The organism is Verticiella sediminum (genome assembly GCF_007558815.1).
GTDB classification, from domain to species: domain Bacteria; phylum Pseudomonadota; class Gammaproteobacteria; order Burkholderiales; family Burkholderiaceae_B; genus Verticiella; species Verticiella sediminum.
Map to the genome: position 1 here is coordinate 82,798 of NZ_VLTJ01000016.1, position 8,606 is coordinate 91,403.

At 69.1% G+C, this 8,606-nt stretch carries 12 protein-coding genes; 2 read left to right on the forward strand and 10 right to left on the reverse strand.

Translation table 11 applies throughout. The features are described from left to right. Window positions 1-124 precede the first annotated feature (124 nt). The 7 genes from FOZ76_RS09410 to FOZ76_RS09440 all read right to left on the reverse strand — a co-directional run bounded on the left by FOZ76_RS09410 (window position 125) and on the right by FOZ76_RS09440 (window position 4,476). Window positions 125-682 (reverse strand): PadR family transcriptional regulator, encoded by a 558-nt coding sequence (locus FOZ76_RS09410; protein ID WP_143947893.1) that lies wholly within the window; start codon window positions 680-682, stop codon window positions 125-127. Between the two features lie 55 nt (window positions 683-737). Further along, window positions 738-1,736, reverse strand: coding sequence for an NAD(P)H-dependent flavin oxidoreductase (locus FOZ76_RS09415; protein ID WP_143947894.1), 999 nt, complete (start codon window positions 1,734-1,736; stop codon window positions 738-740). A gap of 36 nt (window positions 1,737-1,772) precedes the next feature. After that, complete coding sequence (locus FOZ76_RS09420) at window positions 1,773-2,192, reverse strand: nuclear transport factor 2 family protein (protein ID WP_143947895.1); 420 nt, start codon at window positions 2,190-2,192, stop codon at window positions 1,773-1,775. A 261-nt stretch (window positions 2,193-2,453) separates the two neighbouring features. Beyond that, window positions 2,454-2,726 (reverse strand): hypothetical protein, encoded by a 273-nt coding sequence (locus tag FOZ76_RS09425; protein ID WP_143947896.1) that lies wholly within the window; start codon window positions 2,724-2,726, stop codon window positions 2,454-2,456. Window positions 2,727-2,885: 159 nt separating this feature from the next. Further along, a complete protein-coding gene (locus FOZ76_RS09430) occupies window positions 2,886-3,299 on the reverse strand; it encodes a GreA/GreB family elongation factor (RefSeq protein ID WP_143947897.1) in 414 nt (137 codons plus the stop codon). A gap of 285 nt (window positions 3,300-3,584) precedes the next feature. Then, window positions 3,585-3,842 carry a hypothetical protein gene (locus FOZ76_RS09435; RefSeq protein ID WP_143947898.1) on the reverse strand — a complete coding sequence of 86 codons (258 nt, stop codon included), beginning with the start codon at window positions 3,840-3,842 and terminating at the stop codon, window positions 3,585-3,587. Between the two features lie 94 nt (window positions 3,843-3,936). Continuing rightward, window positions 3,937-4,476: an ureidoglycolate lyase gene (locus tag FOZ76_RS09440; RefSeq protein ID WP_143947899.1), complete on the reverse strand. Its 540-nt coding sequence runs from the start codon at window positions 4,474-4,476 to the stop codon at window positions 3,937-3,939. A 178-nt stretch (window positions 4,477-4,654) separates the two neighbouring features. Here FOZ76_RS09440 and FOZ76_RS09445 point away from each other — a divergent pair, with 178 nt between their 5' ends. Beyond that, complete coding sequence (locus FOZ76_RS09445; protein ID WP_170235367.1) at window positions 4,655-6,220, forward strand: sensor domain-containing diguanylate cyclase; 1,566 nt, start codon at window positions 4,655-4,657, stop codon at window positions 6,218-6,220. A gap of 181 nt (window positions 6,221-6,401) precedes the next feature. On the opposite strand, the gene FOZ76_RS09450 is transcribed toward FOZ76_RS09445, so the two are convergent. The 3 genes from FOZ76_RS09450 to FOZ76_RS09460 form a co-directional block, all read right to left on the reverse strand. Next, complete coding sequence (locus tag FOZ76_RS09450; protein WP_246129386.1) at window positions 6,402-7,013, reverse strand: BPSL1445 family SYLF domain-containing lipoprotein; 612 nt, start codon at window positions 7,011-7,013, stop codon at window positions 6,402-6,404. Between the two features lie 84 nt (window positions 7,014-7,097). After that, window positions 7,098-7,307, reverse strand: a complete 210-nt coding sequence (locus tag FOZ76_RS09455; protein ID WP_246129388.1) for a hypothetical protein — start codon at window positions 7,305-7,307, stop codon at window positions 7,098-7,100. Then, window positions 7,304-7,918 (reverse strand): sugar O-acetyltransferase, encoded by a 615-nt coding sequence (locus FOZ76_RS09460; protein WP_143947902.1) that lies wholly within the window; start codon window positions 7,916-7,918, stop codon window positions 7,304-7,306. Before FOZ76_RS09460 ends, FOZ76_RS09455 begins: the two co-directional genes overlap by 4 nt. A gap of 191 nt (window positions 7,919-8,109) precedes the next feature. On the opposite strand from FOZ76_RS09460, the gene FOZ76_RS09465 reads away from it, so the two are divergent. Next, window positions 8,110-8,556, forward strand: coding sequence for a GNAT family N-acetyltransferase (locus tag FOZ76_RS09465; protein WP_143947903.1), 447 nt, complete (start codon window positions 8,110-8,112; stop codon window positions 8,554-8,556). Window positions 8,557-8,606: the final 50 nt, after the last annotated feature.

An 8,606-nucleotide genomic window follows, 5' to 3' on the forward strand; every position in this document is an offset into this window, starting at 1 on the left:
GAAACGTCCGATCATACTTTTTGCGCCGTGATCGTGGGGGTCGTTTCACCTCGGTCTCCGCCCGGCCGCCCGGAGGCGGCCGAAGCCACCGCGGGTAGCGAACGGGGTGAGCGCGGGGGCTGTTTCAGCGAGGCGCGGTATCGACGCGCTCGTCATCCTCGGCCAGCACGGCGAGGGCATCCCGGCAGAACTTCACCGCCTGCGTCTCGCTCTCGATGCCGGAGCGCAGCACCAGCGCCTGCAGGCGTTGGCCCCGCGTGAGTTCGCGATTGGCGAAGTCGCGCTGCTGGATCTGCTCGTAGAGCGCGAGCTTGGCCTCGTGCAGGCGCAGGTGGCGTTCGAGTTCTTCGTGCAACCCGGTGGGGCCGACAATCGCCTCGGCGCGGATGCGCACCATGAGTTCGTTGCGCGAGGGGGCCAGGTCGACCGCGCTGGCGGTCCAGCGCGCCAGCTCGGCGCGCCCGGCCGGCAGCACCCGATACGCCCGCTTGCGTCCGCGTCCGCTTTCGGGCGGCAGGGACTCGAGCAGGCCGGCTTTTTCCAGGCGCGCCAGTTCGCGGTAGATCTGCTGGTGCGTGGCGTGCCAGAAGTAGCCGATCGAACGGTCGAAACGGCTGGCGAGCTCCGAACCGGAGCCGGGACGCTCCAGCAACGCGGCGAGCAGGGCATGGGGCAGGGACATGGCGGTGGCAGGGCCGTCGCGCGCCGCCATGGGCGACGGCGCGCGCAGCGATGCATCAGGCGGCGAGGGCCTGCGGGCGCGCGCCGCGGGTGAGCTGCTCGAGCATGTCGGCCCTGGCGGCGTCGTATTCTCGGGCCAAGCGCTCGATCAGGCTGGCGGCCGGCATGACCTCGCGCAGCACGCCGATGCCCTGGCCGCAGCCCCAGATCTCCTTCCAGGCCTTGGGCTTCTCGCGGTCGGAGCCGAAGTTCATCTTGGAGGGGTCGCTGCTGGGCAGGTTGTCCGGGTCCAGGCCGGCAGCCACCAGCGAGGGCTTGAGGTAGTTGCCGTGCACACCGGTGATGAGGTTGGTGTGCACGATGTCGTTGGCGCCGCATTCGGTGATCATGCGCTTGTAGCCTTCGACCGCGTTGGCCTCCTCGGTGGCGATGAAGGCCGAACCGATGTAGGCCATGTCCGCGCCCATGGTCTGCGCGGCCAGGATCGAACGGCCGTTGGCGATCGAGCCGGAGAGCAGCAGCGGGCCGTCGAACCACTCGCGGATTTCCTGGATCAGCGCGAGCGGCGACTGGAAGCCGGCGTGCCCGCCCGCACCCGCCGCCACGGCGATCAGGCCATCGGCGCCTTTCTCGATCGCCTTGCGGGCGAAGCGGTTGTCGATCACGTCGTGCAGCACGATGCCGCCGTAGCTGTGGATCGCGTCGTTGATCTCGGCACGCGCGCCCAGCGAGGTGATGACGATGGGCACCTTGTAGCGCACCACCACCTCCATGTCGTGCTCCAGCCGGTCATTGGAGCGGTGCACGATTTGGTTGACGGCAAACGGTGCCGAAGGACGGTCCGGATGCCTGGCGTCGTGCTCGGCCAGCTCGGTGGTGATGCGGTCCAGCCACTCGGAGAGCTGGCTGGCCGGCCGCGCATTGAGCGCGGGGAACGAGCCGACGATGCCCGCCTTGCACTGGGCGATCACCAGATCCGGGTTCGAGATGATGAAAAGGGGAGAGGCGACGACCGGCAGGCGCACGCGATCGGCGAGGATGGAGGGAAGTGCCATGGTTGACTCCGAAAGGCAGAGAAAATATCGGAACGATCAGCGAGCGCCGGTGAGCGTTGCCTTGTGCTGGGCCAGGCGCGCGCCCATCGCGGCCTGCAGTGCGGCCAGCCCGCTGGCCGGGCGGACCATGACCTCGAACTCGGCGATCTTGCCGTCGGGGTCGAAGCGGATGAGGTCGATGCCCTTGAGCGCCTTGCCGTCGATCTCGGCGCTGAATTCCAGGCCGACGCTCAGGCCGTCGGCGGTGAAGAACTCGCGGTGGTACTGGAAGTTCTCGAAGACCGTGTTGACGGTAGTGAGCACGAGCACGATGGCCTCGGGCCCGGGATAGGGGGAGTGCGCCACCGGCGAGCGAAAGACCACGTCGTCAGCGACGAGCGGGCGCAGTTCGGCGGCGTCGTTGCTGCGCAGGTAGCGGTGCCAGGCCTGCAGGGTCTGGGCAATGGCGGCATTCATGCAGTCTCCCCGAGCGTTCATGCATCTGTTTGTGCAATCAGTTGCATTAATCTATCAGCGCTTGTGGTTTTGCGCAAGCGGCGGCCTGCGCGGCGGGGCCGGGCGAACTCAGTCGTCGCCTTTGCGACGGCGGAGAATTTCGCGCGCGATGGCGTAGACCACGCCGATGGCGAGTCCGAGGGCGATCCAGGCTTCGAGTGTCATGGGGTGCGACCTTAGCACGGGCGAGCTTGTCCGCCGCCCTGCCGGGGCCAAGCTCGCTCAGCCGGCGGGCTGTGAGGCGCGGCGCAGGGCGTCGAATGCCTCGGTGCCCTGGGGCGCCTGGGCCTCGAGCCGGCTCAGCAGCGCTTGCGCGTCGGCCCGCGCCGCGCCTGCGTCACCATGCTGGCGATCGCAATGTGCGATCCGGTGCTCGACGTAGCCGTCGGCATCCAGCCGGATCGCGACGACGCCCCGATAGCGGCCTTCGACCTCGATGACGTCGGCCTTCAACGCATAGTGCGGGCCTTGGCTGGACGGCGATGACAGACTCATGACTGACTCCTCGGACGGATGCCCCGGTGCAGGCGCGCCGGGTGTGCCCTCGTGCAAGCATAGCGCGCGCCCGTGCGGATCGGCTGGGCCGTCCGGGTTTGCCTCGTGCCGGCGTGCGCTGGTCGGCGCCCGCCCCGGCTGGGAGCGTCCGGCCGGCATCTAGAGCAGGTAGTTGCCCCAGGCCTCGGGCTGGAAACGGATGGCGTCGATGCGCAGGAGCACCGTTTTCCCGTTGGGCGTGCGGTACTGCGTACTGGAGCGCGCGCGCATGCCGAGCAGCGCGGTGCCGATCGGCGAGAGCACCGAGTACTTGCCGGCCGCGAGGTCGGCTTCGTGCGGATAGCACAGGGTGATCTCGCGCTGCTCGCCCTGTTCGTCGGTGACCAGGACGCGGCTGTGCATCGTCACCACGTCGGGCGGGATCTGTCGCGGCGGGATGACGCCGCCCTCGTCGAGCAGGTCGAACAGCGGCGGCAGGCTGCCGTCGGGAGCGACATGGGCGTCGGACAGTTTGAAGAGGCGGGCGTGGTCGAGTTCGGAGAACACCCGGTCCAGGGAGGCTTGCTTGTTCATGATGGCGTCGGATCGTGTAAGGCCCACGCGGGGCTGCTGCGCACTGGAAAGGCCCGACGGACGAGGTGCGGGGATGGCTGGGTGCCGCCGGGCCTAGGGCTGTGCGTCGAAATCCGGCTTGAGAAGATACAGCGGATCGCGCCCACAGCCCGGCGTCGCCACGGTGCCCGTGGCGTGCGAGAGGGGAAGGGGAATGGGCGAGATCATGGAGTGGGATGGTACCCGAGCTTGCCGAGACTGGCGAGCCCCGTCGAGTACGGACGGCGGGATGAGCGCGGGCCTGCCTCAGCCGCGCGCCTGGCTGCGCCAGACGGCGAAGCCCGCAACCGGCAACAGGAACAGCGTGGCCAGCATCAGCAAGGCGATGCACAGCGTGCGCGCCGGCTGCGGCAGCGTGAACAGATCGAGCGCCATGAGCAGGTTGCCGCCCGCCAGCACTGCGTAGACCGCGAGCGCCTGGAACCAGCGCGCGTGCCGCGTGCGCAGCGCGAGGTATGTGCACAGGGTCAGGGTGGCGATGGCGAGGACGATCAGCAGGGGCACGGGGTTCTCCCAGGGAAAGAGTGGTCCGGTTCTTGGACGCCGCCAGTCCGCCGAACGTTCATGGCGGCGCGCGATCCGGCTCGACGGGCAAGGCTCACGTGGCGAGCAGGAAGGGTGTGGCCAGCGTGGCGAGCCGGCTTTCGGTGCCGTCGGCCTCGCCACGCAAGTGGCGAACCAGGTCGGCGGTGGTGGAGCGGCGCGTCAACATGAGGCATGCGGCTTCGCGCTCGGGGACGCGGCTCGCGTGCCAGCAGCCCGGGCGCATGCAAACCCCTTGGCCAGGGTGCAGGGCAAAGGCGCGGAGCGAGGCCAGGTCCGGGCTCCCGTCGTCGCGGCTGCGCGCCACGACGTGCAGCACGGGCCCGGTCAGCGGGACGAGGGCCTGCTCGGTCAGGTCGTGCACTTCCAGCGTGCCGATCATCGGCTCGGTGCTGCGATAGTTCACCCAGAGGATCTCGGTCTCACCGCCCGCGCCGGCATCGAAGACGTGCTGCTGCCAGAAGTCCGTCGCGGCGTTGCTGAAGGCCACCGCGGCGGCGGCCGGCGCGGGCAGGGGCTTGCCCAGCATCCAGCCGTAGGGTGCGAAGGCGTGTTCGGTCAGTGGCTGGCAGATGACTTGGTTCGAGGCGTGCATGATGGCGTGTGGGTCCGTGGGCTCTGCGCAGCGGGTCGCTGCGCCGCCGTGCCGCGGCGCCGGGCTCTGGGTGGGCCGATGGCATGGCGGTTATGCTAGCAGCCCGGACGGCGTAGCCAGAGAAGCGGGGCAGTCGTCCCGGACTTTCCATGCTTGCCCCGCTTTTGCGCCAGGTGCCATGCCCAAGATCAATCTGCGCCAGCTCGTCCTGTGCCTGACCTGCGGGTCGGTGCTGCTCACGCTCTTCATCGCGCTGGTGTCGGGCGGCATCATGCATCGCGACCTGTTGCTCGACAAAGGATTGGAGGCCAACCGGCTGTACGCGGGCAAGATCGCCAAGACGACCGATCTCTACCTGCGCATGAGCCTGCAGCGCCTGGCGTATGCCGGGGACGAGGTTGCCGGGGCCTGGACGGATGCGGCGCAACGCCAGTCCATCGTGACCCGTCTGCGCGAGGACGCGTCCATGTTCGACGCTGTGCTGGTGGTCGGCGCCGACGGCACGGTGCTCGCCACCGACCCGCCCAATCTCGGGCTGCGCGGCAGGCGGCTGGACACCGTCGGGGCGCGCGAGGCGCTCGCGCAGCGCGCGCCCATGATAAGCCGGCCCTTCGTCGGTGCGATGGGGCGCCTCATCATCACGCTGACGAGCCCGATCGAGGACGAGGCGGGGCAGTACCTGGGCTATGTGAGCGGCTCGCTCTACCTGCACCGCGACGGGCTGCTCAGCTCGCTGTTGGGCGAGCACGATTTCATGGACGGCTCCTATCTCTACGTAGTGGACGACGAGGGGCGCGTGCTCTATCACCAGGACCGTGCATGGGTGGGCGCGCTACGCGAGGGCGACCCGGCCGTCGCCGCGGTGCGCGCGGGCCGCAGCGGGGCCATGCGCCTGACGAACGCGAACGACGTGCCGGTGCTGGCGGGCTATGCCCCGGTGGCCGTGGCCGACTGGGGGGTGATCGCGAGCCAGCCCGAGCAGGCCACGCTTGCCGAGCTGTCCGCGCTGGTCTGGCGCAATCTGGCGTACACCTTGCCGGGGCTGGCGCTGTCTTTCGCGCTGATCTGGGCACTGTCGGCGCAGATATCCAAGCCGCTCGCGCAGATCGCCCGCCGTGCCGGGCAGATGGAAGAGCCCGATGCCAGGGATCGCCTCGAGCGCGTGCGCTCCTGGTATTTCGAGGCGGCGCAGATCAAGTCTTCCCTGCTGCGCGGCCTGTCCGGCGTGCAGGGACGCATCCGGCGCCTGAACGAGGAGTCGCAGACCGATCAGCTCACCGGCCTGGCCAACCGGCGCGCCATGGAGGCCGCCGCGGCGGCGTGGCAGGCGGCCGGCGCGAGCTGTGCGGTGGTCCTGGTCGACATCGATCGCTTCAAGCTGGTCAACGATCGCCTGGGCCACGACGTGGGCGACCGCGTGCTGCAGCACCTGGCGCGCGTTCTCGCCGCGCAGGCCCGTCCCGGCGACCTGGCATGCCGGCTCGGCGGCGAGGAATTCGCCTTGTTCATGCCGGCCACGCCGCTGCCTTTCGCGGTCGAGACCGCCGAGCGCCTGCGCCTGGCCGTCGCCGCGCAGCGCATGGCCGGCGTGGGAGAGATCACGGTGTCGTGCGGTGTCGCGCACCTGTCCCACCTGCCCGATACGGAGCCCGGCTTCAGCGCACTCGTGAAGGCGGCCGACGTCGCGCTCTACCGCGCCAAGGCGCAGGGCCGCAATCGCACGGAGGTGGCGGCAGCGGTGTGACACCGTGCGGCGATGCCGCGCCGCGCCCGTCTTGCCGGGCGGGCTGCGCGTCCTGTCGGCCCCGCCTCGGCGGTATCCGGTCAACGCCAACAAAAACGCCCACGCGCCGCCCGGCGAATGCCGGTGGTACGTGGGCGGCAAGACGGACGCGGCTCGCGCGTCCGGGCTGCCATGCCAGTGCTTACAGGTTGCGGGCCGGGGCGATGCGCGTACCGTCGATGGACACGCCGGCCATCAGGCCGCCATTGTTCAGCACGAAGCCCACCACGGGCTGGTTGGCGGTCTGGGTGTCGATGCTGCCGTTCACGCCGATGCTGGCCACGGCGACAGTGGCGTCCGCACCGATCGTCCAGCCGTTGCTGTTGCGGAATTTCTGATACGAGGCCGCATCGGTGAAGGCGATGACCAGAGCCTTGGACTGCGCGCCGGCCTGAAAGCCGATCGAGCCGCCCGTCGAGGTGTAATACCCCTGCGGCTGGCCCTTGACGCGCAGCACCCCGCGTCCGTGCTCGAAACCGACCACGAAGGCACCGCTCAGCACTTCGGGGAAGACCAGCACGGCATGCGCGCGATCGACGATGGCGCGGCTGTCCGGGGCCTGCTCGTACAGGCGCTGCAGCGTGGCGCTGGCGGCATCGTTGATGGCCTGTCGCTGTTGAGCCACCGTCGCATTGGTGTTGGTCCCGGCGGGTGTCGTCGTCGTGCAGGCGGCGAGAGCCGTGGCGGCGGCGAGGGTGGCGGCGATGGCGAGACGTTGAAAGCGCATGGATTTCCCCTTGTTGTTCGTATGCATGGATGTATCCGCGCAGTCGTATCCGACTGCGGTGATCGGTTTCAGCAAGATACGTGCCACAGCCGCTGCGTAACCGGCTGTGCCTTACTCTACCAGGGGCACGACCTGCACCGACGCCGGTTCGATGCCGGCCGCGCGCAGGCGGGCGTCCGCATCGTTGTGGTCCGAGGCGTCGGGCAGGTCCAGCGCGGCCACGAGCTCGCGCCGGGCTTCGATCGGATCGTTGACGACACCGTCGACCAGCGCCATGCCGGTGCTGCCGTCGGTCTTATTGAACGTGATCTGCATTTTCATGATGGTTCTCCAGGCCGCGCGGGTGTCGCGCTCCTGCAGTCGTTAGCACTTTCGGTGCCGCGCCGCCCGTCGACTCGGGCGGGATTACCCATCACCGTGGCGCCCGCAGGCACGTCGCGCGTGACCACGCTGCCGGCGCCCACCAGGGCGTCGTCGCCGATGCTGACTCCCGGCAGGATGAGGGCGCCGGCGCCGATCCAGACGTTGCTGCCGATGCGCACCGGCCGCCCGAATTCCAGGCCGCTCGCCCGCTGGGCCGCATCGCGCGGGTGGTCGGCGGCGAGAATCTGCACGCCCGGCGCGATCTGGGTCTTGCTGCCGATGACGACCTCGACCACATCCAGGATGACGCAGTTGAAATTCAGGAATACGCCGTCGCCCAGCGTGATGTTGTAGCCATAGTCGCAATGAAAGGGTGGCCGCACGGCCGCGTGCGCACCGACGTGGCGCAGCCGCTCGGCGAGCAGGGCGCGGCGCTGTTCCAGTGGCAGCGCCAGGCTGGCGTTGTAGCGGTGCAGCCAGGCCTGGCACGCCGCCAGGTCCGCCTGCAGTTCGGCCGCGCTGGCGTCGTAGAGCTCGCCGGCCAGCATCTTGTCTTTCTCGCTTCGCATGCACACTCCTGCGCTTGGCGGGCCCTGGGCCCGCGGGGTGTCGGGTCGAGCAAGGCGCGCGCCCGGTCATGGATCGGTGGCGCCGCCCGGCAGGATGGCGACGGCCCCGCGGCAGAATCGCTGAACTTGCGGCGAGCGGCAATGTCGGTCGGTTATCCTGCCATATCCATGCAGGAAGGAAGAGGGACTCCATGATTCGAATTGCTGTCGACAGCGACGCCAGCCAGGTGCGTGAATGCGCCGAGCAAGCCTATCAGCGTTACGTGTCGGTCATGGGGCGCAAGCCCGCGCCCATGCTTGCCGACTTCGCGGCCCAGATCGCCGAGGACAAGGTCTATGTCGCCACCGACGAGGCCGGGCAGGTGCAGGGCTTCATCGTCTTCTACCCCAAGGAGCGCCACATGTTCCTGGAGAACGTGGCCGTGCTGCCGGAGTTCGCGGGCCAGGGGCTGGGCCGCTTGCTCATCGAGTTCTGCGAAGACGAGGCCCGCCGTCAGGGCATGGGCGCGGTGCATCTCTACACCAACGAGTTGATGACCGAGAACCTCGCCATGTATCCCCACATGGGCTACGTGGAATTCGGCCGCCGGCAGGACGACGGATTCAATCGGGTGTATTTCGAGAAGCGGCTGAACTGAAAGACTCCGCGGGCACACCGGCGCCCGCCGTGCGCATGCGCCGGTGTGCC

What these genes read in the sequence shown, in the direction of transcription:
- FOZ76_RS09410 (WP_143947893.1), bottom strand. Translation starts at nt 682, where the DNA reads ATGTCCCTGCCCCATGCCCTGCTCGCCGCGTTGCTGGAGCGTCCCGGC.
- FOZ76_RS09415 (WP_143947894.1), bottom strand. Translation starts at nt 1,736, where the DNA reads ATGGCACTTCCCTCCATCCTCGCCGATCGCGTGCGCCTGCCGGTCGTC.
- FOZ76_RS09420 (WP_143947895.1), bottom strand. Translation starts at nt 2,192, where the DNA reads ATGAATGCCGCCATTGCCCAGACCCTGCAGGCCTGGCACCGCTACCTG.
- FOZ76_RS09425 (WP_143947896.1), bottom strand. Translation starts at nt 2,726, where the DNA reads ATGAGTCTGTCATCGCCGTCCAGCCAAGGCCCGCACTATGCGTTGAAG.
- FOZ76_RS09430 (WP_143947897.1), bottom strand. Translation starts at nt 3,299, where the DNA reads ATGAACAAGCAAGCCTCCCTGGACCGGGTGTTCTCCGAACTCGACCAC.
- FOZ76_RS09440 (WP_143947899.1), bottom strand. Translation starts at nt 4,476, where the DNA reads ATGCACGCCTCGAACCAAGTCATCTGCCAGCCACTGACCGAACACGCC.
- FOZ76_RS09445 (WP_170235367.1), top strand. Translation starts at nt 4,655, where the DNA reads ATGCCCAAGATCAATCTGCGCCAGCTCGTCCTGTGCCTGACCTGCGGG.
- FOZ76_RS09450 (WP_246129386.1), bottom strand. Translation starts at nt 7,013, where the DNA reads ATGCATACGAACAACAAGGGGAAATCCATGCGCTTTCAACGTCTCGCC.
- FOZ76_RS09455 (WP_246129388.1), bottom strand. Translation starts at nt 7,307, where the DNA reads ATGAAAATGCAGATCACGTTCAATAAGACCGACGGCAGCACCGGCATG.
- FOZ76_RS09460 (WP_143947902.1), bottom strand. Translation starts at nt 7,918, where the DNA reads ATGCGAAGCGAGAAAGACAAGATGCTGGCCGGCGAGCTCTACGACGCC.
- FOZ76_RS09465 (WP_143947903.1), top strand. Translation starts at nt 8,110, where the DNA reads ATGATTCGAATTGCTGTCGACAGCGACGCCAGCCAGGTGCGTGAATGC.